31 protein-coding genes are annotated in these 23,874 nt (G+C 60.8%); 16 read left to right on the top strand and 15 right to left on the bottom strand.

Annotated elements, in window-relative coordinates; genetic code table 11:
- Positions 1 to 24: 24 nt before the first annotated feature.
- Complete coding sequence (locus LQ220_RS17050) at positions 25 to 2,085, bottom strand: ComEC/Rec2 family competence protein (RefSeq protein WP_230189363.1); 2,061 nt, start codon at positions 2,083 to 2,085, stop codon at positions 25 to 27.
- 109 nt (positions 2,086 to 2,194) lie between these two features.
- On the opposite strand from LQ220_RS17050, the gene gltX reads away from it, so the two are divergent.
- Together gltX and LQ220_RS17040 are read left to right on the top strand one after the other, a co-directional pair.
- On the top strand, positions 2,195 to 3,649 hold the full coding sequence (gltX, locus tag LQ220_RS17045; RefSeq protein WP_230189332.1) for a glutamate--tRNA ligase: 1,455 nt from the start codon (positions 2,195 to 2,197) through the stop codon (positions 3,647 to 3,649).
- 21 nt (positions 3,650 to 3,670) lie between these two features.
- Positions 3,671 to 4,957, top strand: coding sequence for a citrate synthase (locus LQ220_RS17040; protein WP_230189331.1), 1,287 nt, complete (start codon positions 3,671 to 3,673; stop codon positions 4,955 to 4,957).
- Between the two features lie 54 nt (positions 4,958 to 5,011).
- On the opposite strand, the gene LQ220_RS17035 is transcribed toward LQ220_RS17040, so the two are convergent.
- From LQ220_RS17035 to LQ220_RS16970, 14 genes are all read right to left on the bottom strand, one after another.
- Positions 5,012 to 6,352 carry a HAMP domain-containing sensor histidine kinase gene (locus LQ220_RS17035; protein ID WP_230189330.1) on the bottom strand — a complete coding sequence of 447 codons (1,341 nt, stop codon included), beginning with the start codon at positions 6,350 to 6,352 and terminating at the stop codon, positions 5,012 to 5,014.
- Positions 6,349 to 7,443, bottom strand: a complete 1,095-nt coding sequence (locus LQ220_RS17030) for a DUF2336 domain-containing protein (RefSeq protein ID WP_230189329.1) — start codon at positions 7,441 to 7,443, stop codon at positions 6,349 to 6,351. The genes LQ220_RS17035 and LQ220_RS17030 overlap by 4 nt, the downstream gene beginning before the upstream one ends.
- A gap of 125 nt (positions 7,444 to 7,568) precedes the next feature.
- On the bottom strand, positions 7,569 to 8,582 hold the full coding sequence (locus LQ220_RS17025) for a site-specific integrase (protein ID WP_230189328.1): 1,014 nt from the start codon (positions 8,580 to 8,582) through the stop codon (positions 7,569 to 7,571).
- Positions 8,569 to 8,817: a hypothetical protein gene (locus LQ220_RS17020; protein ID WP_230189327.1), complete on the bottom strand. Its 249-nt coding sequence runs from the start codon at positions 8,815 to 8,817 to the stop codon at positions 8,569 to 8,571. Before LQ220_RS17020 ends, LQ220_RS17025 begins: the two co-directional genes overlap by 14 nt.
- Positions 8,817 to 9,086 carry a hypothetical protein gene (locus LQ220_RS17015; RefSeq protein WP_230189326.1) on the bottom strand — a complete coding sequence of 90 codons (270 nt, stop codon included), beginning with the start codon at positions 9,084 to 9,086 and terminating at the stop codon, positions 8,817 to 8,819. The genes LQ220_RS17020 and LQ220_RS17015 overlap by 1 nt, the downstream gene beginning before the upstream one ends.
- Positions 9,086 to 9,889, bottom strand: coding sequence for a hypothetical protein (locus LQ220_RS17010; protein ID WP_230189325.1), 804 nt, complete (start codon positions 9,887 to 9,889; stop codon positions 9,086 to 9,088). Before LQ220_RS17010 ends, LQ220_RS17015 begins: the two co-directional genes overlap by 1 nt.
- The gene (locus LQ220_RS17005) at positions 9,889 to 10,284 is read right to left on the bottom strand and encodes a hypothetical protein (RefSeq protein ID WP_230189324.1); all 396 of its coding nucleotides are present in this window, start codon (positions 10,282 to 10,284) and stop codon (positions 9,889 to 9,891) included. Before LQ220_RS17005 ends, LQ220_RS17010 begins: the two co-directional genes overlap by 1 nt.
- Positions 10,285 to 10,832: 548 nt before the next feature.
- The gene (locus LQ220_RS17000) at positions 10,833 to 11,033 is read right to left on the bottom strand and encodes a hypothetical protein (RefSeq protein WP_230189323.1); all 201 of its coding nucleotides are present in this window, start codon (positions 11,031 to 11,033) and stop codon (positions 10,833 to 10,835) included.
- Positions 11,030 to 11,170, bottom strand: a complete 141-nt coding sequence (locus tag LQ220_RS16995) for a hypothetical protein (RefSeq protein WP_230189322.1) — start codon at positions 11,168 to 11,170, stop codon at positions 11,030 to 11,032. The genes LQ220_RS17000 and LQ220_RS16995 overlap by 4 nt, the downstream gene beginning before the upstream one ends.
- On the bottom strand, positions 11,167 to 11,325 hold the full coding sequence (locus LQ220_RS16990; protein WP_230189321.1) for a hypothetical protein: 159 nt from the start codon (positions 11,323 to 11,325) through the stop codon (positions 11,167 to 11,169). The genes LQ220_RS16995 and LQ220_RS16990 overlap by 4 nt, the downstream gene beginning before the upstream one ends.
- Positions 11,326 to 11,440: 115 nt before the next feature.
- Entirely contained in the window at positions 11,441 to 11,833 is a 393-nt protein-coding gene (locus tag LQ220_RS16985; RefSeq protein ID WP_230189320.1) for an HIRAN domain-containing protein, read from the bottom strand.
- A gap of 4 nt (positions 11,834 to 11,837) precedes the next feature.
- The gene (locus LQ220_RS16980; protein ID WP_230189319.1) at positions 11,838 to 12,683 is read right to left on the bottom strand and encodes a DUF3037 domain-containing protein; all 846 of its coding nucleotides are present in this window, start codon (positions 12,681 to 12,683) and stop codon (positions 11,838 to 11,840) included.
- Positions 12,680 to 13,375 (bottom strand): HipA family kinase, encoded by a 696-nt coding sequence (locus LQ220_RS16975; RefSeq protein ID WP_354958041.1) that lies wholly within the window; start codon positions 13,373 to 13,375, stop codon positions 12,680 to 12,682. Before LQ220_RS16975 ends, LQ220_RS16980 begins: the two co-directional genes overlap by 4 nt.
- A 38-nt stretch (positions 13,376 to 13,413) precedes the next feature.
- Positions 13,414 to 14,139, bottom strand: coding sequence for a S24 family peptidase (locus LQ220_RS16970; protein ID WP_230189317.1), 726 nt, complete (start codon positions 14,137 to 14,139; stop codon positions 13,414 to 13,416).
- 155 nt (positions 14,140 to 14,294) lie between these two features.
- On the opposite strand from LQ220_RS16970, the gene LQ220_RS16965 reads away from it, so the two are divergent.
- From LQ220_RS16965 to LQ220_RS16900, 14 genes are all read left to right on the top strand, one after another.
- Positions 14,295 to 14,525 carry a hypothetical protein gene (locus LQ220_RS16965; protein ID WP_230189316.1) on the top strand — a complete coding sequence of 77 codons (231 nt, stop codon included), beginning with the start codon at positions 14,295 to 14,297 and terminating at the stop codon, positions 14,523 to 14,525.
- Entirely contained in the window at positions 14,525 to 15,046 is a 522-nt protein-coding gene (locus LQ220_RS16960) for a hypothetical protein (protein ID WP_230189315.1), read from the top strand. Before LQ220_RS16965 ends, LQ220_RS16960 begins: the two co-directional genes overlap by 1 nt.
- Before the next feature lie 40 nt (positions 15,047 to 15,086).
- Positions 15,087 to 17,765 (top strand): DNA methyltransferase, encoded by a 2,679-nt coding sequence (locus tag LQ220_RS16955; RefSeq protein WP_230189314.1) that lies wholly within the window; start codon positions 15,087 to 15,089, stop codon positions 17,763 to 17,765.
- Entirely contained in the window at positions 17,762 to 18,523 is a 762-nt protein-coding gene (locus LQ220_RS16950) for a hypothetical protein (RefSeq protein ID WP_230189313.1), read from the top strand. The genes LQ220_RS16955 and LQ220_RS16950 overlap by 4 nt, the downstream gene beginning before the upstream one ends.
- A gap of 11 nt (positions 18,524 to 18,534) precedes the next feature.
- The gene (gene dnaN / locus LQ220_RS16945; protein WP_230189312.1) at positions 18,535 to 19,704 is read left to right on the top strand and encodes a DNA polymerase III subunit beta; all 1,170 of its coding nucleotides are present in this window, start codon (positions 18,535 to 18,537) and stop codon (positions 19,702 to 19,704) included.
- Positions 19,705 to 19,714: 10 nt separating this feature from the next.
- Entirely contained in the window at positions 19,715 to 20,116 is a 402-nt protein-coding gene (locus tag LQ220_RS16940; RefSeq protein WP_230189311.1) for a hypothetical protein, read from the top strand.
- A gap of 15 nt (positions 20,117 to 20,131) precedes the next feature.
- Positions 20,132 to 20,374 (top strand): DUF2312 domain-containing protein, encoded by a 243-nt coding sequence (locus LQ220_RS16935; protein ID WP_230189310.1) that lies wholly within the window; start codon positions 20,132 to 20,134, stop codon positions 20,372 to 20,374.
- Positions 20,374 to 20,553 (top strand): hypothetical protein, encoded by a 180-nt coding sequence (locus LQ220_RS16930; protein ID WP_230189309.1) that lies wholly within the window; start codon positions 20,374 to 20,376, stop codon positions 20,551 to 20,553. Before LQ220_RS16935 ends, LQ220_RS16930 begins: the two co-directional genes overlap by 1 nt.
- A complete protein-coding gene (locus LQ220_RS16925) occupies positions 20,550 to 21,071 on the top strand; it encodes a hypothetical protein (RefSeq protein ID WP_230189308.1) in 522 nt (173 codons plus the stop codon). The genes LQ220_RS16930 and LQ220_RS16925 overlap by 4 nt, the downstream gene beginning before the upstream one ends.
- 71 nt (positions 21,072 to 21,142) lie before the next feature.
- Positions 21,143 to 21,520 (top strand): hypothetical protein, encoded by a 378-nt coding sequence (locus tag LQ220_RS16920; protein ID WP_230189307.1) that lies wholly within the window; start codon positions 21,143 to 21,145, stop codon positions 21,518 to 21,520.
- Positions 21,521 to 21,534: 14 nt separating this feature from the next.
- Entirely contained in the window at positions 21,535 to 22,113 is a 579-nt protein-coding gene (locus tag LQ220_RS16915) for a hypothetical protein (RefSeq protein ID WP_230189306.1), read from the top strand.
- Positions 22,085 to 22,582, top strand: coding sequence for a hypothetical protein (locus tag LQ220_RS16910; protein ID WP_230189305.1), 498 nt, complete (start codon positions 22,085 to 22,087; stop codon positions 22,580 to 22,582). The genes LQ220_RS16915 and LQ220_RS16910 overlap by 29 nt, the downstream gene beginning before the upstream one ends.
- A gap of 28 nt (positions 22,583 to 22,610) precedes the next feature.
- Positions 22,611 to 23,216: a hypothetical protein gene (locus LQ220_RS16905; protein WP_230189304.1), complete on the top strand. Its 606-nt coding sequence runs from the start codon at positions 22,611 to 22,613 to the stop codon at positions 23,214 to 23,216.
- A 351-nt stretch (positions 23,217 to 23,567) separates the two neighbouring features.
- Positions 23,568 to 23,828 (top strand): HNH endonuclease signature motif containing protein, encoded by a 261-nt coding sequence (locus LQ220_RS16900; protein ID WP_230189303.1) that lies wholly within the window; start codon positions 23,568 to 23,570, stop codon positions 23,826 to 23,828.
- Positions 23,829 to 23,874 lie beyond the last annotated feature (46 nt).

The following is a 23,874-nucleotide window of genomic DNA, read 5'->3' as shown; positions in this document are numbered from 1 at the left end:
AGCCGCAATCGAGCGGCTCCCTTTTTAATGCGTGGCCGCGATCCAGGGATGTGCGTCTCCTGGCGCGCGCACGGCTCGCACCGAACCGTTTTTCAGGTCTATTGCAACGCCGCCCGTCCGCCTCAGCATGGCCTTGTCGATCTTCAACCAACGGGGAAGGCAAGTTCTTGGCAACCACCGTTCGCTGATGACGATATCTGCCGCGGCGCATTCTTTTGCGAGCACAGGCACGTCCACCATATTCTGACTGCGCGTGGTCAGCACGCGCCACGCTCTATTGCCGTGTGTCACGGTCACGGCGCACAGATCTTCACTGCATCGCGCCTGACGCAATGCCGTCATAGCCAGCAGTTCCCTATCGTATCCTGCGCTTTCTGACAGCGTATCGCGGACATAGTCACCCGCTTTCTCGCGTAATAGCGCCATATCTCCCGCCGCTGTCCGAATGGCGACATGACGTCCATCGCCCGTCACCAGCACATCGGGCGGGCGTGCGCTGAGCATCAGCAGAAGGCCAGCCGCTATCGTCACAGTTCCCAACCAGCGCGCCCGCGTGCGCCACAACAAGCACCACAGGCCACCGGCAATAACCAGCGCGAAGGCTCCTGCGCCGAATGTCGGCAACAGAGCCACCGCATAGGGTTGCGCGGCAACTGCATGCGCCACGAACAGCAACAGCCGAAGCGAATGTTCTACGACCCACCAGGCCGGGGCACCCAAGCCGATACCGAATGCACGCCCTATGCCATCCATCAGCAGCGCCAGCGCCTCGAACGGCATGACGATGAATGTGGTCAGCGGAATGGCCACCAGATTGGCCAGCGACCCCAGCATCCCCGCCTGATGAAAATGGAACAGCGCTATCGGAGCAAGTACGATTTCCACTGCGATGCCGGTCAGGAACAATACCAACACGCCGCGCGCCAAACGCAGCGGCCAAGCTTCATCGCGGCCATGCGTAAGGGCACGAAAACGGGGATGCTCCGCCAACGCAACAATAGAGACAACGGCCGCAAAGCTCATTTGAAAACTCGGCCCCACCAATGATTCGGGCCAGAGCAGCAAAACGAATACCGCACCCGCCGCGATCAATCGCAAGGTCAACGCCTCGCGCCCGAGCGCAAGGCCACCCAGCACCAGCAATGCCGATACGCAGGACCGCACGGTCGGGACATCCGCGCCCGTCATCAGCGTATAGGCGATCCCGGCACCGGCCCCGCCCAGCGCAGCGATCAACATCAGCGGCCACCGCAACGCGGCCCTCCGGCTCAGCGCCAGCAGCCGGAAAATCAGGAAAATCACTGCGCCAATAAAAGCCGTTACATGAAGACCGCTGATCGACAGGAGATGCGCCAATCCGCTGCGGCGCATCGCGTCTGCATCGGCTTCGCTGATCGCCCCACGGTCACCAGTCGCCAGCGTTGCCGCGATTGCGCCCGCCCCGCCCGCCATCTGCGCCTGAATATGGCTCGACAGCCTTTGCCTGACAGGTGGCAAGGAAGTGTCAGCAGCTTGGACAACGGTTATCGGCGGAACGGCACGCCCCGTTGCACCGATACCCTGAAAATAGGCTTTCTGTGCAAAGTCATAGGCTCCCGGCACGGCGGGCGGTGCCGGGGGCATCAGCCTTGCACGGAAACGGATCGTCGCCCCGGCGGCAATACCTTCACGCCAATCCTTGTTCACGACATTGATGCGGATCTTTGCAGGCAGATCGTCGCGCGCCACCGGCCGGAGAATCAGCCGCGTCATCTCCTGCGCCGGCAGTGGCTCCACGGACTGCACCTTCGCCGTAATCTCGACAAAGGCGGGACGGGCAATGGGTGGCGTCCCGGCGATCATGGCCTTTCCCCAAACGATCAGGCACCCGGCACAAGCCAGCAATCCGGCACCGATAACGATCCGCCTGATCCTCCCTCCTTCCGGCAAGAAAGCGCCGCCCAACGCCACGGCCAGCGCCACGCAGCAAAACGCTGCCCATGCCATCGGATCGGGTAAAACGAACCATGCGGCGATCCCGCTGCCCAGACCCACCGGCAGCCAGAGCGGGACATGCTCGCGCTCCTTTTCCAGCCAGCGCTCCATTGTATCGAGAACGGCTGTCCCATAGCGCTGCAATCCCGCGTCATCGCGGGTTTGTCCCGGCTCAAAAGCCATGCTAGGGGGCGTCGCAGTCATAGTTTGTACATCTGGAATGTCGGGGAATCATTGCGTGAGCGCAACTGCTGAAAATACTTCTGTCGTTACGCGCTTCGCTCCTTCTCCAACCGGATTCCTGCACATCGGCGGCGCCCGTACCGCACTGTTCAACTGGCTGTTCGCTCGGCATCATGGCGGCAAGTTCCTGCTGCGGATCGAAGACACCGACCGTGCGCGTTCGACCGAACCGGCGATTGCGGCCATTTTCGATGGTCTGGACTGGCTAGGCCTTGGCGGTGACGAGGAGCCGGTGTTCCAGTTCGCCCGCGCTGCCCGCCATGCCGAAGTGGCCCACGCGATGCTCGACGCCGGTCACGCCTATCGCTGCTACGCAACGCCCGAAGAGCTTGCTGAACTCAGGGAGCAGCAGCGCGCTGCCAAGCAGCCCATGCGCTACGATGGGCGCTGGCGCGATCGCGATCCTTCCGAAGCGCCTGCCGGTGCGCCTTATGTCGTCCGCATGAAAGCACCGCGCGAAGGCGAAACCGTTATTGAAGACGCAGTACAGGGTCGCGTCGTCGTTCAGAATGCCGAGCTGGACGACATGATACTGCTGCGTTCGGATGGCACACCAACCTACATGCTGGCGGTCGTAGTGGACGACAACGACATGGGCGTCACTCATGTGATCCGCGGCGACGATCATCTGAACAACGCCTTCCGTCAGCTGTGCATCATTCGCGCAATGGGCTGGAAGGAACCGACCTACGCCCATATCCCGCTGATCCACGGCACCGATGGCGCGAAGCTGTCAAAGCGGCATGGCGCCCTGGGCGTCGACAGCTATCGCGATGAGATGGGGATGCTGCCCGAAGCGGTGCTCAATTATCTCCTGCGTCTGGGCTGGGGTCATGGCGATGAGGAGATCATCCCCATCGCGCGCGCCATCGAACTGTTCGATTTGGCCGGGGTCGGTCGCTCTCCTTCCCGTTTCGACATCAAGAAGCTGGAAAATCTGAACGGCCATTACATCCGCGAAGCCGACGATGCGTATCTTGCGGCGCTTGTCGCACCCCGCGTCGCTACGCTCACGGGCAACGAGTTGTCACCCGCCGATGTCACGTTGCTGACGACGGCCATGGCGGCGCTGAAGCCGCGCGCAAAGACGCTGGATGAAATCGCCGATGGCGCGCTTTTCCTCTTCAAAAAACGCCCATTGGATTTTGACGAGAAGGCGCTGTCTCTGCTAGACGATGCCGCGCGCGTGCTCATAGGAACAACCGTCGACGCCCTTTCCCCCGTCCAGTCCTGGACGATAGACGCGATCGAAGAAGCAATAAGACATGTCGCAGAGGATGCCGGACTTGGTCTTGGTAAGGTAGCGCAGCCCCTGCGTGCCGCTTTAACGGGGCGTACTACTTCACCTGGCATATTCGACGTGCTCTTTCTTCTTGGGAAAGACGAAACCCTGTCACGACTTTCGGACGTACGGCAGTCCCCCGCGGGCTGACGCACAATATAGGAGAACACAATGGCCGACACCAAAGCCACCCTCACGATCGGAGACAATACGAAGGATTACGACATCCTCAGCGGTTCGGTCGGCCCGCAGGTCATCGACGTGCGCAAGCTGTACGCCAATACCGGCATGTTCACCTACGACCCCGGCTTTACATCGACGGCAAGCTGCGAATCCGCGCTGACCTACATCGATGGCGACGAAGGCATCCTGCTACATCGCGGCTATCCCATCGAGCAACTGGCCGAACAGTCCAGCTTCATGGAAGTTTCGTACCTGATGCTGAACGGCGAACTGCCCGATGCCGCGACGCTGGAAAAGTTCACACACACCATCACGCGCCATACGATGGTCCATGAACAGCTCTCGACCTTCTATCGCGGCTTCCGTCGCGATGCGCACCCTATGGCGATCCTGTGCGGTGTCGTTGGTGCGCTGTCGTCCTTCTACCACGATTCCACGGACATCAACGATCCGCAGCAGCGCACCATCGCCAGCCATCGTCTGATCGCCAAAATGCCGACCATTGCGGCAATGGCATACAAATATTCCGTGGGTCAGCCTTTCGTTTATCCCCGGAACGACTTGTCTTACACCGGCAACTTCCTGCGTATGACCTTCGGCGTGCCAGCCGAAGAATATGAAGTTGATCCCATCATCGAATCGGCGATGGACAAGATCTTCATCCTCCATGCCGACCATGAACAGAACGCCTCGACCTCAACCGTGCGCCTCGCGGGTTCGTCGGGCGCGAATCCCTTCGCTTGTATCGCCGCAGGCATCGCGTGTCTGTGGGGTCCGGCGCATGGCGGTGCCAACGAAGCGGCGCTCAACATGCTGCGCGAAATCGGCACGCCAGATCGCATTCCCGAATATATCGCCCGCGCCAAGAACAAGGACGATCCGTTCCGCCTGATGGGCTTTGGCCATCGCGTGTACAAGAATTTCGATCCGCGCGCGAAGGTGCTGTCAAAGGCTGCATCGGAAGTACTCGACAAGCTGGGTATCAACGATCCCGTTCTGGATACGGCACGCGAACTGGAGCAGATTGCACTGAGCGATCCCTACTTCATCGACAAGAAGCTGTATCCCAACGTCGATTTCTACAGCGGCGTGATCCTGTCGGCGATTGGCTTCCCCACCGAGATGTTCACCGTGCTGTTCGCCCTTGCCCGCACCGTGGGTTGGGTCGCGCAGTGGAACGAGATGATATCGGATCCAGCACAGAAGATCGGTCGTCCGCGCCAGCTTTACACTGGCCCGTCGCAGCGCGACTATGTGCCAGTAGCGCAGCGCTAATCGGCAAACGTTCAAAAGGGCGGCGTCTCCATCGAGACGCCGCCCTTTTTGTGTCTAGGCGCCGGGTAACCGCAGAACGAAACGGGCGCCCTGCCCCGGCGCACTGTCTACGGTAATGTCCCCGCCCATCGCCCGCGCCAACCGGCGGGAGATATAAAGGCCAAGGCCGCTGCCGCCCGCTTCATCGCGGCCCAGTCGTTCGAACTTGTCGAAAATGCGATCCTGATCGTCGTGGGCGATGCCTCGCCCCTGATCCGCAATCGTCACCTGCGCTACGCCATCCATCGATTCCGCGCGCACCCATATCATCGAACCTTCAGGCGAATAGCGGATGGCGTTGCCGATCAGGTTGACCAATATCTGCAAGGTCCGTCGAAACTCACCGACAGCAGGAACGATTTCGTCGCTCTGCGGCACGTCGACGCGGATGGCGCGATCCGCGGCCTTTACCGCGAGCAATCCTGCAGCACGGCGAGACAGATCGGCCAAATCGATCTCTTCATGCGTCACCGTAAAATCGGGCCGGTCGATTGCCTGAAGATCGGCAAGATCGTCCACAAGCTCCATCAGATGGCGACCGGCCGTAGCGATATCCGCCGCATAGCTGGCATAATCTTCGCGCAGCGGACCTTCCAGTTGGCTGCTGATCGTATCGGCATTGGCAATGATACGCCCCAGCGGCTGCCGCAACGCGCGGTCAAGCCGCCGCCCGAATAAGGGTGTTCCGGTCTCGGTCGGCGCAGCATGGCGTTCAACCTCGGCCACATCCAGCGATGCTTTACCACGATACCCGCTTAGCCGTCCTCCTGCGTCGAACATCGGCATACCGGACAGGAGATATACACTGCCATCTTTGCCCGTGGCCTGCTGCGCCGAAAAGGATCGGCGTTCAGCAAAGGCATGGAGTATCGGCAACTGGCCATCCTCATCCGCTGTGATCCGAAACCATGCCGTCAACGGAGTGCCGACCTTCGGATAGTCGTTGGAGGCGTTGTCGGCATCGATCATGAGGATGCGCAGTTGCGGATCGATCTGCCAGCTCCAGCCGTCCTGCGTCGCGACGAGATCGGCCTCGCGGCCGGCAGAATCGTTGGCTACTTTGTGCGCGATACGTTCGCGCCATTCGACGACCGCCAATTCCACTTTGCCGTCGCGGGGCTTGGCCCGCACCCACATGTCGATATCTGCACTGCCACACGCTGCCACTATCGAGCGGGACAGCGGGATGTTCATACGAATGGACAGTCGGGCCAACGCTGCCAACTGCGGCACCGCCAAAGGCCCGCCAATCGCGCTACCAGCCTGCATTTGCAGCGTGGCAATCGGCGGATCGGCCGAGATCAGCGTTCCGTCACCGTCCACAACGGCGCGAATGATATCCGAAGCCCCCGTCATGCAGCGCGCACCGCGGGAATTAGCGCCAACTTGGCACGCAGTGGCGGGGGGCAGCGGAGCATATCGGCCTGCGCCATCGCATCTTCATCGCGCAGGTCGTCATAGCGTGCCGCCAGACGCACAAGCGTCGGATCGTCCCGCTCGCCGCGAACAATGCGCAAGTCGACGAGCAAGTGGCGATAATCGAAAGCAGTTCCGCCCAACGCCTTGCACAATGCCGCCAGTTGCGCGTCACTGCCGTGCACCAGCACATCGAGCACGGTTTCCATCTCGATCCGCGTCACTTCCCCTGCCAACGCAGCAAAGAGCAGATAGCGGCGCTCTCCCAAAGCTTGCCCCAGTAATTCGGCATGGCGGTTTTGATGGCACAGGCTCCGCGCGAGCCGCTTGGCCAGAGCAAATGGCCCCGCGCCCTCATTATGGCGTGCCAGCAGAGCATAAGCGGCGGTAGCCATTGCCGTCATGGCGGCGTTTTGCTCGACCAGCCCCGCGCGATACAGTTCCGTTCCCAGAACCGCAGCCGTCGTCCACACCAGTTCGGCGAAATGCTCCGCAGGCAAATCCGCTTGCATCGTGCTTACGCCTGCATCTCTGGCCGACCAGCGCGCATCGGCCAGCAACAGATTGGCTGCCATATCCGCAATCTCAGGGTCGGCATCGCCGATAAGCAGACCAGTACCAGAAACGGCATCCGCCGAAGGATCGCCGTCCACCCGCACCGACTGTCCGCCCAGCAGGCTGATGGCCGCACGAAGGCGCATGTGTGCCATCAGTTCGGGCGACAGCATGAACGGCATGCGCTGCACGGAAGACCATGATGCGGAGCTTTCAAGTCCCCCCAGAAGCCGCCCAATTTTCGTATCGCGCGTTAACAGTGTCATCGCCGTTTCTACGGTGTTCAGGCATCCCGCCAGATGTCGGCGTGCCTCGCTGGTCAGCGCATCGGGCCAGCGGCGCGCGTCGTTTCCGAAAAAATGATTGAAATCGATCAGGTGACGCACCGCTCCACCCACCGTGACGCTGTCAACGGTCGACGACGGCCAGAAGTCCGCAGGATTGGAGTCCGTAATAGTGAACGGAGGGGCGCTCATTTGGCCGCTATAAGCGCGTGTCGTTAATTTGCGATAAACCTCAAAGCACGAAAAACGGCGGGTAAAAAGGGCGGTTTGCAAGTGTTTGAATGTCCGCAATCTGTTCCAGCGGCTGGTCCAGCCGACTAACGAGCGCCTTCCCATTTCAGGATCGCCGCCGATGCCAGTTTATTTTGCGAGCGGCCCTTCGCGTAGTGCTCAACCATTTGCAAACTCTGCCCGGAAATCGCCGCCGTTTCGGCTGCCGAGCACCCTGCTTCGAGCAGCGCATTCACGGCATTCTTGCGCAATCCGTGCGGCACGATGTCGAAGCCACGCGCCGAGCAAAAGCCCTTGATGGACTTGCGCAGCGTCGCCGCGGCGATCTGTTTCCCGTGGTAATTGAGGATCGTCCCCAGCCCGCGCGGATGCTTGGCCAGCTCGGCGACCAGTGCCTCGTGGATCGGGATCTCCATCACCTTGCCGGTCTTCTCCTGCACGACGGCGATTCTGTCATTACCTATATGCGACCAGCGCATGGCGCAGACGTCGCCGATTCGCTGCGCGGTGTAGTAGAGCAGATTGACGGCCAGCCGGACCCGGTCATCTTCGGCAGCGAGCGCGGCCGTCACCAGATCCACGGGCCACGCGTCATGCTCGCCGACCTCCATCATATCGATATCGCGGCAGGGATCGTTGTCGACGTGACCACGCTTGCGCCCCCATGTGTAGAGCGCGCGAGCCGCAGCCAGCACCATGTTCGCGGCGCCCGGCTTGTCGGCCATGCGATCGAGCATCAGGATGATGTCCTTGCGCTCGATCTCTCCGGCTGGCCCCTCCCCCAACGCCATCGCCAGAGACTGCTGATAGATACGGTAGAGCTTTTGCGTCGACGGCTGGAGCTTCTTGTACTGGGCGCTGCCCTGATAGAGATCGACGAAGTGCTTGAGCAGCAGCGGGTTCTCCGCCTGGGTGCGGCGGCTTCGATGGCCGAGCATGGCCGCATAGGCGCCGCCGAACGATTTATCGCTCTTCGGAGGCAGGCGCTTGAATATCTTCTTGCCCTTGGAATCGCGCTGGCCGGTGTCGAAGTAGAGGTACAGGGTTCCCTTGGCCCGCACCTGCTTCACATACATCAGGGTTGGGCTACCGCGAGGCATAAAGGTTCGTCCTGGAGCGCCAGTCGTCGGCTGGCCCGCCGCTTAGCCGTTCCATGTAGGCATCGAGCTCAACGCGGCTCCAGTGTGGCCCATTGCCCAGCGACACCGGCGGCGGGATCCTGCCGCCCATGATCTCGCGCTCGAACTCGGCGACCGATATGTCGAGATAGGCAGCCGCCGTCGCGCGCTTCAACATGCGCGGCCAGTCGGGCAGCTTTTCCATCGGGAGACCCATCAGGCGGCTTCCTCAAGAGGACAGCTGATCGCGTCGGCTATGATATTCTTAAAGCTTTCGCTCTTGTACAGCTTCTCGGGGTCGGCAAACGCTTCAGCCAAAAGGCCCTTGAGCCGGACAATTTCATCATCCTGATTGCAGCAACGCCGAAACATAGCTTTGGACGCAGGGGACATTACTGCCAGCATCGCACCTAAGCTGGGAGCGCCAAACGCCATTGCGGTACGATCCATAGCGGCTTGGCTCGGCAGAGTACGAGAATGGTCCATCAAACCTCTCCACCTTCTGGCAATGGCGAGTGCTTCGGCTTAGCCGCTTGCTTGGCGCGAATCGCCTCAACCTTCGTCCAGATGCGCGCCAGTTCGGTCTCGCCGTCGGCGTGCATATCCAGATCGTTGGCGAGACATAGTGCCGCCAGTGTGACCATGACGCCGCCGACCTCCTGCGACGGCTCGCCGACCGGGCGTCCGTAGACATAATCGACCAGTTGGTGCGCCTCGCTGGCCGTGCAGCCGCATGCCTGCACGAGCTCCAACGACTCTTCCATGAAGCGATGATTGCGCTCTTCCTTGTCGCCCGCGATCATCGGTCCGAAGCACGCCAACAGCCACGGCTGGACGCGCTGCTGAAAGGTGGTGGACCGCTTATCTGGCAGATCACAATACCGCATCGGCGACCCTAGTAAGACGACCGGCTCCGGGTCGCCCTCTTGGCGCACATAACCAAGCGCATAGGGAGCATCGCAATTGGCGTGGCATTCGCCTGCATCGTTCCAGGGCAGCACGACTTGTCCGACCCGGATAGGCTTATTGCAGTTGAAGCAATCCGAACCGGCATCTTCGCCCGCATCTGTGGTGAAAGATTCGAGAGGCACATCGCCGTCCGGTGTGACTACCGAGCGGCCCAATTCTGCCAATACGAGGCGCAGGCAGTCGGCTACCTCCAGATCGACAGACAAGTGCTTGTCCCCCAGATCACTCACAAAGCAATCTGCGGCTGGATAGAAAAATCGCTGCCATGCACGTTCGGCGCGGTCCAACAGTGCGACCGTGGCTGCGGGTGGTTTTCTCATCAAATCTCTCCGATCTTTTCGTTATGCACAGCGACCAGCGCGCCCAGGCCGAGCATCACGCTCTCGTCCATGCCGAACTGGGCAAGCACGGTCACTTCGGTGCCATCGCCCGACAGGGCAATGATATGGGCACCGGTGGCCTCGTCGACGGTCGCGTCGTCCTGCATCATCGCGGGCAAGCGATAGTGTTCGCGCCACCGCAGCCCCCAGTGCTTGCGGAACAGGTCGAGTGCAATTTGATATGGATCGGCCGGGATCGGAGGAACACCGCCCTCCTTACATGCCTTGCACAGTTCCACCCGGCGCTTGCACAGCAAATAGCGGCCGTCAGCCTGCAGGTAGGCGTGGTGCGGGATGCCGAAGCGATCGACGCGCAGGGTGACAGCTTCTGTCATGCCCCTGCCCTATCTTGCTCCGTACGCAGGCACGGATGGATCTGCGCCATGTCGCTTTGGCACACCGGACACAGGCACTCATCGGCTGGGTCCGCGTACGATGGCGCACAGGCCTCGCAAAGCAGGTTGTGCGATGCTGGGGTGGCGCCGCATTCGATACAGCTATCGGTGCCGGTGATGCGGTGGCTCATTTGTCTTTGACCTCTTCGGCGAGGATCATGCAGAGGGCGGTTCCGACAAGCCACCACGGGCTAACCGTTATAGCGAAATACCCCGTGACCAGCGTGCATACGATGCAGGGCGCTGCCATTGCGATCATCCGCATGACGAAACACGCGCCGGTCGATCGGCCTCGACAACCGACCGGCTTGGATGAGAATTCGCATCGGGGGGAGTGATGCGCGAGGCTGTGACCGGATCGGCTTTGCGGGGGGACGTACGACAACCTCCCCGGTCATTGGGAAACTGGATGCGGCTGCACGTCGCGACCACGGCGGCGGATTGCGCGAACGACCGGACAGCCGCGGCGCGCAGGGGTGCATGATCGATCACGAGAACACCTGCAGCGCTATAAGCATGAACAGCGTGAGCAGCGCGCCGATGGCCGCGACCGTGAAGCGGTGGCGGCTCTGGTCGCGCGCAGGCTGCGCCATGGGCAGGATCACGCCCCTCTCCCGCTCCGCCTGCCATGCAGTGCGCGGCACCTTGCGCAACGGGTCCGTGCCCGTCGTATGGATGCGGACCCTCATGGCAGGACGATCCCGAAGAAGACGATCATCGCGCTCACGGTGGTGATGGCGGTGTCGACGTCGTTGCGACGAACGGCGCGAGCGATCAGGGCGATGCCGATCAGCGCGGGAATGGCGAGCGACAGGATGGCGGTCACGAGACCCAATCCAGCCACGCCCACAATGTGCCGATAATCATCGCCCAGAGCGCAGCGCAGCTGACGAGGATTTTGAATATGGGAACATTGGGGGCGTCGTCCATCCACTCATAGGCGAATGGATCGGGCAGATCGCGTGATTGCTTGTGAAACATACTGGCCTCCCAGAACCGTCTCGCGTCAACCGCATGAGGCGGAAGAGGTCAGGTGATGGAATGCTTGTAGTAGGACGCGTCCTACCTTGCAATAGGAAAGTGGGATATGTCCTATCTACTCGTCAGGCGGGATATAATCTGGCCAAAAGTCGTCATCTGCGGCTGGTCGCGCCGGAGGTGGCGGAGGTAAGGCAGGATTGCTCCCGTCCAACGTCGCGCGAATAATAGCGCCGCTTTGCGTAGCAGACTGAAAGATGGCTCGGATTTCCAATCCCTGCCGCAGGATGTTGCCAATCCAAGGGGCGCGCTCGGCTGTCAGGTAGCCTAGCTGGATACCACGACAGCTATAGACCGCGATGGCTCGTGGATCGGCTGGGTTTCTGGGCTCGGGGATCAGATCGACATGCTCGCCTGGCGCACAGATACGGATCTCAAAGAGGCGTGTCGGACCCTTAGCGTTGGCGTTGGAGAACTGGGCGCCCACGACGGCAAGGGATAGTTGGCGCATAGAATTAGTTGAACAGTGGGCTGCGCCTGCTGATCACTGCATCCGCAAATTGGATGATCCGGGGATTTACTTGCCCATGTATTTGCCCTTCGACCTGTTCGAACGGCAGCGATTGTATCTCGCCCATAGCTTCGTTGAATGCATGTTGGATCGACCGGCTCGCACCGTTTTCGGGCGGTTCCACTGCTAATAGAACGGCACCTTCGTCAATCTTGTTTTGGTTCAACAAATAGCTCAGGCGCTTCCTCCACAGTGATCCATGATCAAAAACAGCTAAAGGCGTTTTTTGATTGAAAGCAAGGGGATGTATGGCACGCAGGCGACCATCATCATTGGCTATTGGGAATTTGACGGGAACGACATCGTCATCCAGCCGAATGGCTTTAAAACTTCTAATCCCGTTTTCTCGCAACGCCTGCCGGATTTCCGTTATCAAGGTGAGATCATTGGCTTCTTGCAGCTGGCGCATCACGAGCCTCGCAAACAGCGATCGCACAAGCTCGTCTATTCCTGCCTCAAAAAGGACAGTGCGTACCTCGCTGAAGACAAGCGTAGATTCGTGTTCGCGCGTGAGGTGATTGAATATCTGGATTGCCTCTCGGCTGGCGCCCAAACCGCCATACATCACCAAGCGGCCCAGTTCCTCTCGCAGATAATCTACCGCCGGTCCGTATGCCCGATATGCATCGTCACCAAAAAAGTCATGAAGGCGCCCGAACCTTTTCCGCGCGATCTTGAACGCCGCAGCCCCATGAGATGGACTAATTGCAACGACACCAACATTTGCGAACTCGCCGAGGTCTGCAAATGGCTGAAACCGAATGATGGAGTAGCGATAGACTTCCTTCATCCTAACTGATCCCAAAAAATCTTGTGGTTCTTACGTTCAAGCGTTTGCAACACTAATCCGGGCATCCAAGGAGCATCCTCTAGCCACTCATCAGGCAAATCCGACATAATCTCGTTTAATTTATGAAATGCGTACGCCAATTTCATGAGGATGTCGTTACGAAATGAGACATCCTGGCACACCTTTTGCCAGCTGGTCCGCCCGGCATGGTAATATAGTTCATTGCACGAATATTCTGAATCAAACGAGAGATTATGATCGAAAACTACAAGGCTGCCATCTGCCAGCTTATAAAGAAGATTTGGATTGCCGGCAGTTTCCCCAAGGGTACGATCCGCGTTGGCGATCCAGTGATCAAACACATAAATGGTTGCGAGTATATAAGGATCAGACCGATCTCTCATTGAAGGTGTGATCGGCTCTGCAGCATCGTGCCACTTCGAGCCAAAGGCGGGTCCAGCCCCTAGCCCTGACCAAACACCTTCGAGGGTGGATTCTCTGATTAGTGCGTCGGGCACGTCAGCTATCACAAAATCCGGCACCGGCAAATCTATAAGACGCCCGAGGCGAGCCGCACATACTTCAGCGATAAGACCATGTGGTTGGGCACCACGCCCCTTCACGGCGTAGATCTGCCCATCCTCTAGGATGCATTGGAAAGGGCGAGTTTGTCCGCTCTTCGTGGCCCTCATTACTTCGGTCACAGTAAGACGGTCTAGCGCCATTGGGATCAGGTTTTCCGCACGATCGCCACGACGCGTCCCACTACGTTCAGTTCGCCATCATATGCCGTCTCCGACGGCACGCTGGGATTGTCCGACAGGATTTTCACACTGCCGTCGGGCATCGGCCGGAGCCGCTTGATCAATCCGGTTTGCCCGTATGCCACGGCCCAGATCTTATCGCCCGCCATGACGCGATTGTCTGAAGTGTCGATGAGAACGATGTCTGCATCAAGGATCGTGGGCATCATGGAATCACCCATGCCGCGCGCGACGAAGATCTTCTCAGGCGGTGCTTCGGTGAACATGCGAAGCCACTTGCGCGAAAACGTCAGCGGCGTGCTCTTTACCGGCACATCGAGATACGTGCCCCCGCCCATGCCATAGGCCAGATCCATCTCCTGGACGTCCGCCGTGTCGTTTTCCTCAACATCAATGTCTTTAGTATGTCGGTCCGTCGGCGAAGGAAGTAGCCCAGTCGCGACCGGCTCGACATCTTCGCCTTGCGCAGCCTTAACCAACAATTCTAGCGGCTGGTCTAGCGCCGCAGCCATATGACCCAACATGGTCGCACTGGGCTTGAGCCCTTTGCCCCGCGACAGGTCATAAAGTGGTTTGCCCTTCGTCCCCGATTGGCGACGTATGAGGCTGTCAAAGTGATCGCGCGCTCGCGGCGTCTGCGCGATCGCCTTCCGCACGAAGGCCTGAAGTGCCGTCTCAAGGGGCTTTTCCATGTAGGGCGCATCCCACATTTGTAGGCCAACATCTATACTAGGACTTGTCCTATGTATTTCGCTTGACGGTAGGACGCATCCTACGTTAAGCATTGATCATGCTCCAGCACCCAGAACTCCTTAAGGATATTGAGCGCTTCACCTCCGAGTGTAGCATGTCCGAGGTTACCTTCGGACGAAAGGCATTGAATGATCCGCATTTTGTGCGGGACATTCGCAACGGTCGCAAGGTCTGGCCCGCTACTGAGGCAAAGGTCCGCCTCTTTATCGAGGTGGGTGCTGCATCCCCTGCCCTATGCACCACCTGCGACCACCGGCTGGACGATCCGACTGTGCGGGCGTGCAATGTGCGCGAGTGCCCGAATGTGCATCGGGAGGCGGCGTGATGTCTGTGCGTTCTCATGATGCCGGTCTAGCCTCGCGCGCACCCAACGTGTTGGGCAATTCGCACCGTCTCACCCAAAGTTCTTATCGCGAGGCGATCAGCCAGACGATGATCGGCGTCGCTGCGCGCGAAGGCGGGCTGTCCGACCAGGACATGGCCGATCTGCTCGGCACGTCCGCCGCCACCGTCGGCAACGCCCGTAACCGCAAAGGCGACCTGTCTTCGGTTGCCATGCTGTCGATCGGCAAGGCGTTCGGACCTGCTTCCCTCTCCACGGTGATGGCGCTGATCGGTGCAAAGGCTGTCCCTGTCGATGCGGTGTGCGTTGGCGATGTGGGGTCTATCCCAGTCGCGATCGCCAAGGCGCTGCCGTTGCTGATGACCCTGCTCGCCGACGGCCAGTGCTGTGACGCAGATGTGCGCGAGCTGGATAAGGCGGGCGTGATCGACCTGCTGCACGACATTTCCACGATGCTCGACAACCGCCGAAACACCGTACGCCTGAGGGCCGCCGCAAGCTGAGACACTGATAACGCGGCCCAGCCGCACCGGAGACATGAACATGGATATGCGCGAGAGCGCAGGTGCGGCGATGGTCGTTCCTGCGGATGATGAACTGCAACCCAGCGAAACCGGCGATTACCGCGCGTTTCTAGAAGCGAAGATCGCGATGGCGCTGCCCGCGGGTCTGCCCTGCGCGCTGGACGAGGTTCGCACGCACCTGACTGACGGCCGGGAAATGAAACCGCATGTCCGTCATATCGTGCGCTGGGCGGTTGAAGGCGGTCGGCGCGGGCTGTTCGAAAGCTTCGGGCTCCACAAGACGATGCAGCAACTGCTGATCATCGACATAATTCTGCGTAAGCTCGAAGCCGCCGAGGGCTTCCGCCCCGATGGACTGATCGTCGTCCCCCTGAACGTCCGTCGCGAATTCATCAAAGACGCTGAGCTGCTCGATATACCGGTGCGCTTTGTGCAGTCGGATGCCGATATCGAAGCATCCGGTGACTGCGGCGGCATTTTCCTTACTAACTACGAGAGCGTGCGCGAAGGGAAGATCACGATCTCCCGCTTCCGCGCCGCCAGCCTTGATGAAGCTGACGTGCTGCGGTCCTATGGATCGAAGACGTTTCAGGAGTTTCTGCCCCTCTTCGAAGCGGTGCCCTATCGCTTTGTTGCGACCGCCACGCCCGCACCGAACCGCTACAAGGAAATGATCCACTACGCCGGTTTCCTTGGCATCATGGACACCGGCCAGGCGCTGACCCGCTTCTTCCAGCGTAATGCGCAGAAGGCGGGCGATCTTACGCTCTACCCGCATAAGGTCGATGAGTTCTGGACGTGGGTGAACAGCTGGGCGGTCTGCATTCAGCGCCCGTCAGATCTCGGCTTCTCCGACGAAGGCTATGACCTGCCCCCGATCGAGGTTCGCTGGCACTGCGTCACAACCGACATCGCCGATGCGACAGCCGAGAGCAACGGACAGGGCCGCCTGATGCGTAACGCGGCGCTCGGCATTGTCGAGGCCAGCCGCGAAAAGCGCCGCACCCTTGATGTCCGCATCGATAAAGCTGTCGAGATCGTAGCCGCGTCAGACGCCGATAACTTCATACTCTGGCATGATCTGGAAGATGAGCGTCGGGCACTGGAGCTCGCCCTGCCAGAGTGCGAGGCAGTGTTCGGCGCGCAGAAGCTGGAGGTTCGTGAGGGCATCGTTTCGCGCTTCGCCACCGGGCAACTCGGACTGATCGCTGCAAAGCCAGTCATGCTCGGCGGGGGCGTCAATCTCCAGCGCTACTGTCACCGGGCGATCTTCATCGGCATCGGCCACAAGTTCCGCGACTTCATACAGGCGATCCACCGCATACAGCGATTTGGGCAGGAGTTCCCGGTCCAGATCGACATCATCTATGCGGAAACCGAAAGCGAAGTCGTCCGCGACCTGAAGGCGAAATGGGCACGTGACGACGAGTTTCGCGTCACCATGTCGGACCTGATCCGCACCTATGGGCTCAATCACTCAGCCGCAGCCGAGGGAATGAAGCGGGCCATTGGATGCGAGCGTCGCGTAGAGAGCGGCACCGGCTGGACGCTCGCCCACAATGATTGCGTGGAGGAAGCCCGGCAACTGGACGAGGGATCGGTCGACCTGATCGTCACCAGCATCCCCTTCTCCAATCATTATGAATATACGCCGAGCTACAACGACTTCGGTCACACCGACGACGACGCGCACTTCTTTGCGCAGATGGGCTTCCTGACCCCGGCCCTGATGCGCGCATTGGCCCCGGGGCGGCTGGCCTGCATCCACGTGAAGGACCGGATACTGTTCGGGTCCGTCACCGGCGATGGCGTGCCGACGGTAAACCCGTTCCACGCCCGGTGCATCGAGCACTACATGCGCCACGGTTTCCAGTTCATGGGCATGATCACGGTCGTCACCGATGTCGTGCGGGAGAACAACCAGACGTACCGCCTGTCCTACACAGAGATGTTGAAGGACGGGACCAAGATGGGGTGCGGCAGCCCCGAATATGTTCTGCTGATGCGCAAACCTCAGACGGATCGCAGCCGCGGTTACGCTGATGTGCCCGTGACGAAGGCGAAGGACGAATATAGTCTGGCGCGCTGGCAGGTCGATGCGCACGCATTCTGGCGTTCGAGCGGCGACCGTCCGATGATGATCCCTGAGCTCTGGGAAGTCGCCGACCGGTTCAAGGACATGGCGACGGGCCGGATCGTCAAGCGCTTCCGTGAGGAAACGCGCGACCTGATCCACTGCCACAAGACGCATATCGACATCGGCGAAGCCATCGATGCCCGGCCGGAGAATGACGAGCGCGGCCACCTGCCCCGCACATATATGGCGATCTCCCCGGGCAGCCATCATCCTGACGTCTGGGATGACGTCGTGCGCATGCGAACGCTGAACGGCGAGCAGGTCCAAAAGGGTCGCGAGAAGCATGTGTGCCCGCTGCAGTTCGATATCGTCGATCGCCTTATCGACCGCTACTCGAATCCCGGCGATCTGGTGTTTGACCCCTTCTGCGGTCTGGGCACCGTACCGATGCGCGCACTGTTAAAGGATCGGCGCGGCGCCGGCAGCGAGCTCAATCCCGATTACTGGGCGTGCAGCGTATCCTACCTGCGCGAGACCGAAGATCAGATGGCCGTCCCGTCGCTCTTCGACCTGCTCGATTTGGAGCATGATGAAGCCCGCGTTCAGGATGCCGCAGCGTGACGGCCGCGCGCAAGCATCCTGTACGGGCCTATGGCGGAAGCCAGCACCGTATCGCCAAGCCGGTCGGGCGCCGCGGCGGTGTAGTGTTGATGCCGGGTCACTCCGCCATGGAGACGGCCCGCACGCTGTTCCCCTCGACGGTCGTGCATGCGTCCGTCTCGCCACGGGTGCTGATCGACGGGCTCAACCAGCGCAAGATCGGCCGCAAGGTCATGAAGGGGAAGTGGAGGGGCTTCCGGATTTTCACCCTGACCCTTGAAGAGTGCGCCACCTGCCCTTCGTCCTGCAAGCAGTGGGCAAGCTGCTACGGCAACAACATGCCCTATGCCCGCCGGCACATTGGCGGCGAGGCGTTCGAAGCCAAGCTGCACGATGAGCTCGCGGCGCTACAAAAGCGCCACCCGGGCGGCTTCGTCGTGCGCATCCACATATTGGGCGACTTCTATTCCGCTGACTATGTGCAGTTCTGGCGCGATGCCCTGACCCAGTTCCCGGCGCTTCACGTGTTCGGATACACCGCACACCCGCCCGAGAGCGAGATCGGTGCGCAGCTTCTCGACATGGCGGTGAACGGCTGGGACCGGTTCGCCCTGCGCTTCTCAGGCGCTGGCTTCCACAGCCTGGGCGCCGAGACGATCGAGCGCGACGAGCCGACCCCGCACATCGTCTGCCCCTCCCAGCTCAACAAAACCGACTGCTGCGCAACCTGCGCACTGTGCTGGCAGTCCGACCGCACCATCGCCTTCCTGCGCCATTGAAAGGAATGACCATGACAGACGTCGATACCCTTGAACGACCCGCTGCTGCCGATACCACCGGGCAGATTGACCGCACCACCTTGCGCGTTGATCGCGATGCGCTGCTGGCTGCAATCCGCTCGGTCAATGCCGTGATCGAGGCACGAAACACGATCATGATCCTATCCAACTTCCGCCTGATGGCAAAGAGCGGCTGGCTCACGGTCGTGGGCACCGATCTCGACACGTGGTTCGAGCAGGGCCTTGCATGCTTCGGTGCGGATATGGACACGACCGTTCCGGCCGACCGGCTGATCGGCGCCATCGATACGATGCGCCCGGGCATGATCGACGTGACGCTCGACGCGGGGACGATGACGATCCGGCAGGGTCGTTCCAGCCGCAAGCTGCCCACGATTCGGGCAGACGACTTCCCGATGGGCAAACCCCGCGGTGAGACGACAGCATTTGTCATGCCTGCCGAGCGGCTGGCGATCATGCTGGAGACGGCGCGGGTAGCGCAAAGCACGGAAGAAACGCGCTACTACCTGTGCGGCGTATTCCTGCACGTTCAAGACGGCCGCCTGTTCGCCGCTGCCACCGATGGGCATCGCGTGATGCAGGTGCAGGGTGGCCTGCCCGACAAAGCTGACGAGATGCGCGGCGTCATCATCTCGTCGAAGGGCGTGAAGTTGATCGGGCAGCTATTGGGAGACGCCAAGGCCGATGAGATGATCACGGTGAACGTCACGGGCTCGCAGTTCATCGTCGCGTACAAGAATGCCACGCTCAGCGCCAAGCTCGTGGACGGCACATATCCGGATTATCAGCGGGTGCTGCCGCGACGTGAGAATGACAATGTGCTGACGGTGCAGTCCGCCGAGTTCATTCGCTGCATTCGGGCCGCCGGCGCCGCGTCCGATGGCAAGACACGTGCGGTGCGGCTAGAGCTCGGCCCCGATCATTGCGAAGCCTCAGGTGCCGCATCGGACGGTGGCCGCGCCGTGGAGCCGATCGAGGGTGACTATGTCGGTGAACCGCTGACGATCGGCGTCAACTTCCAGTTCGCAATGGCTGTGGCACAGGCATTCGGCACCACATCGACCTTGCGCATCGCGATGGCGGGTACGCGGGATCTGTTCCTCTTCTCCAGTGATGATCGCCCAGGTGTCCTGTGCGGCATTATGCCGATGAACGCGTGAGGGTCCGATCATGATGCAAACCGTATCCGTCCCGGTCCGCACCCTCATGGATGCACTGGAGCTTCAGGCGCTGCCATCCTCAGCGCTCAACATCATCGATGAGCATGACACGGTCGATATCGACGTGGACGTAGATGCAGCAGAATGCGCCGCAGTAGCGGGTTACATCGATCCCAGCGAAGCTCCTGACGAAGAGGAGATCACGGAAAACGCGATAGCGGGCATGGAGCCGTGCGTCCGTGATCTGGAGGATGGCATTGCCGCGCTGATCGCTGGCGATCGCGCGATAGCCTCGATCCTTATGTGCCGCGCTCTCGACCAGTGGCCCGACGCCGCGCGCATGGTGGAAGTCGCCCTGCGCGCGAAGGTCCAGCCGGATCCGCGCCAACTCCGCTTCATCGATGCCTGCTGAACAAAAGGAACTATCATGTCAGAACCAAATGTAGCTGCCGACCAACTCCGCCTCCTGATCGAACGTATCGAGCGGCTGGAGGAGGAAAAGAAGGGCATCGCTGACGATATTAAGGACACGTACGGCGAAGCTAAATCGACCGGATACGACGTGAAGACCGTCAAGGCGATCGTCCGGCTCCGCAAGATGGAAAACCATGTGCGTCAGGAAGCCGAAGCGCTTCTGGAGACGTACAAGGCGGCGCTCGGTCTCGACTGATGCGTGCGCGGATCATCAACCTCTATCGCCACTATGTGCGTCATCCCGCAGCCACCGCGCTGCGCGAGCGTCGCCGTGTGGCGGTAGAGGCGCGCAAGGTCCGTGATGATGAGGATCGGCGCCGCGCGCTGGCAAAGGCGCAGCAGATCAAGGCCGAACTGCAGGGCAGGACACAATGACAGACACCGGATACACGTGCTCGACGTGCGGAGCGCCGCGCACGAACCACCCACGGCGCACGACAACACTGTGCCAGGCATGCTCGCGCAAGGCCAATGGCAGCAACCCCAGCCGGATTGCCAAGTCACGTGCGATCATGAAGGCGCACTTCGCGGATCCGGTGTTCAAGGCACAGAACCTCGCCAAGGCCCATGATGGCCTGCGCCGCATGCTCGCGGCAAACCCCGAGCGCTTGGCGGTATTGCGCGAACAGGCGCGTGCGCTTGGATTGGGCAAGGTGGGACATGCGGCGATGCCCAAAGGGTCGGAACCGCGTCGCCGGGCTGTCGCGTCACGCCTGCGCAATTATTACCAGTGGTGCCCAATCGAATATCGGGATGACTACAAACGTCTGATCTATTCGAAGGGCCTGAATGCGGCCGATGCACGCGCGATCATCGAGCGCCAGATCCAGGTCGACATGGAGAAGTTCCACGTCACCGGCCAGTTGCAGCAGTCGGTTCGCGCCGGAGCATGAAACGGCGGTGGTTTCATCCTTTGTGCGGTGTGGCAGCAAAGGCCCCAGCCAAGCGCAGGGCGACATCTGTTATGCCAGCGCCCTTCGCTGCCCCGGTCAATTCGATCGTGATGCCTTGGCCTGCGCCGCAAGTATGGCCGAACTTCCGCCAGAGTCACCATTGGCGCGCCTACAGCGGCCTCGTGAAGGCGCAACGAGAGCTGGCGTGGGGCTTGGCACTGGAAGCGAAGCTAGTGCCGGAGTGGAGCGCCGATGGCAGCAAGGTCAGTGTCCTGATCGACGTCTATCCACCGGACCGTCGCCGTCGCGATCAGGACGGGATGAAGGGCGCATGCAAGAGCATCCTTGATGGCGTCGCCGATGCGATCAGGGTCGATGATGCGCATTTCGATCTGACGTTCCTGTTTCATGAGCCGGTACCGGCTGGACGCATCGTGGTGACGCTGTGAGCATCGGAGCGCTGATGCGGCGCATGGTAGAAGCGGGCGCGCCGATAGAGGCTATCATCATGGCGGTGGACGCTGTGGAGCAGGCGCAGGGTCAAGTGGATGAAGCCAGGGCGAAGGCCGCCGAACGGAAACGTCGTCAGCGTGACCGGGAGCGTGACAGTCACAGGACAGTCACAGGACAGTCACAGGACATTGACGCCGTCACCCCCTCTCCCGCCCCCTCCCTTTCTTCCTCCCCAGACCCCTCCAACAAACCCACCCCCACCCACACCCCCGTGAGAGAAACACCCACGCGTACGAGGGCCGCATCCCGCTTGCCGGATGACTGGCAGCCCATCCTGACAGCACGGGCGCAGCAGATCGTCGATGGATGGCCACCGGGCAAGATCGAGCGGGAGCTTCGCCGCTTCCGCGATCACGCCTCCGACAAGGGCCGAACGTCGAAAGACTGGCAAGCCGCATTTCGAACATGGATTGAGAAAGCTGACGAAGATGGGACACCTCGCCACCACAACCGACCATCAGACCGTGACGACATCCGAGATCCCATGGTCCGCGCCATCCTTGCCTCAGAAGCTGCAGGATCTGCTTGAAACGCCGGGCAACATCCTCGACCTGCCAGCCGTCGGCCCGGTTAGCGCCAATGCCCTGCGCGAATATCTTGCCGCACCTCCGCCACCGCTGCCGGAGCGCGGTCACGTGAACAAGATGCTGGGCGAGCTGTCGATCGCGCTGCCGAAAGCCCAGTCATCCGACACGGAAGCCGCGGCAAGGTTGGAGATCTACTGGAAAACCCTGCGGACGATCCCGCTGCACGATCTGCGTTTCGCCTATCAGAAGCTGATCCGCGAGGCCCGGTTCTTCCCCTCGGTCGCCGACATCATCGCAGCAGCGGCGCCCAGCCGTAACCGCAGGGACTGGCTTTGGTCGCGCGCGAAGTTCCTCGTGCTCAAGCATGAGCGTGAATGGCGCCCGGAGCCTGAGCCACTGACGGATGAACAGCGGCACGAGGTCACGGAAATGGTCGGTCAGGTGCTGGCGCTGCACCCGACACACAGGTAGAACAAGAAGAGAACGGAGTTACAGGGTAATGGCACGTCGACGGAATGCGGCAAAGCGCGCGGATCGGACACCGAAGGACATAATAGCGCCAACGCCTGAACAGCAGTTGCGCGCGAACTATGCCATGCAGGACATTGTGGACATCGAGCCGGGCAAGGTTGCCGTGTCCATCGGCAAGGCTTATCGCCGAGAGCCCTATTTCGAGGAGCTGGCCCGTCGCGAGGCAACCGGCATCAGCGACGACACACTGCGCGCCCTGCGCTTCTATCGCAACGCATGGGAGGCAGGCCAGCGCTCGCCTGTTCGCTCGGTGCTCAATCGCGATGATGTCGGTGGTGGTGGTGATGGCCCCTTGCTGGCTGCACTATTTGCTACAGGCGATGTGTCGTTCGCTGAGGTCGGCATTGGCGCGACGGTTCATACGCTGCGCGCCGTGGCGCTGGACGACAAGAGCTATGCCCAGGTGGCCATGGATCGCTGGGGCAGTCGCGAGCAGCGCTGGATCTTGAACGGCGCGCATAAGGTGAAGATTGTGCCACGCTCGGGCAAGCATGCCGGAGTGATACGGGATGAGTTCTTGCAGGCTGTCGCGTGCATGACCGAGCGCGTCATTCCCTATATCAGGACTGGATAAAGCGCTTGATCGGGGGTGCCGTATGTGGCACATATCACGGCATAGGAATTGCGCCCGCAACCGAGACACGGTGAGCGGGCGTTGTCGTATCTGGAGGTCATCGATGCCGACAGCCCTGCCCGCTTCACGTAGGCTTGAGCAACTGGCATCTGACCTGCACTTGCTTGCATTCGACTACGGTGAGCCATCGCACTGTGTGCAGCGTGCCGATCGCCTGATCGCTGAGGCCGAGCGCATTGCCAACGAGGTACGCGCTGTGGTCCGTGGTCGAGGCTGATGCCCAGCCGTCCACCCAAGGTGAAGGTTGGCATAGGCAAGCCTGCGGGCAAGCCGAAGTCCTGGGCACATAGCATGGAACGCAAGACAACTGCTCGCGGCTATGGCTGGGCGCATCAACAGATGCGCATCATCGTGTTGCGTGAAGAGCCGCTGTGTCGACCATGCCTCGCAGTGAACCGCGTGACGGCATCCACGACAGCGGATCACATTACCCCGCTGGCCGAAGGTGGGACCGGCGACAGGCTCAACATGCAGGGCATCTGCAACGACTGCCACAAGGCCAAGACTGCCAAGGAAAGCGCGCGGGCATCGGCCGCCTCTCGACAGAGGTAGGGGGGGGTCGAAAAGTCCCCAGCCGGCCGCCTCCTGACCGCGCCCC

The sequence above is a fragment of the Sphingobium sp. CECT 9361 genome, from assembly GCF_918741285.1.
Classification (GTDB): domain Bacteria; phylum Pseudomonadota; class Alphaproteobacteria; order Sphingomonadales; family Sphingomonadaceae; genus Sphingobium.
This window is presented reverse-complemented; position numbering and strand designations above follow the sequence as displayed.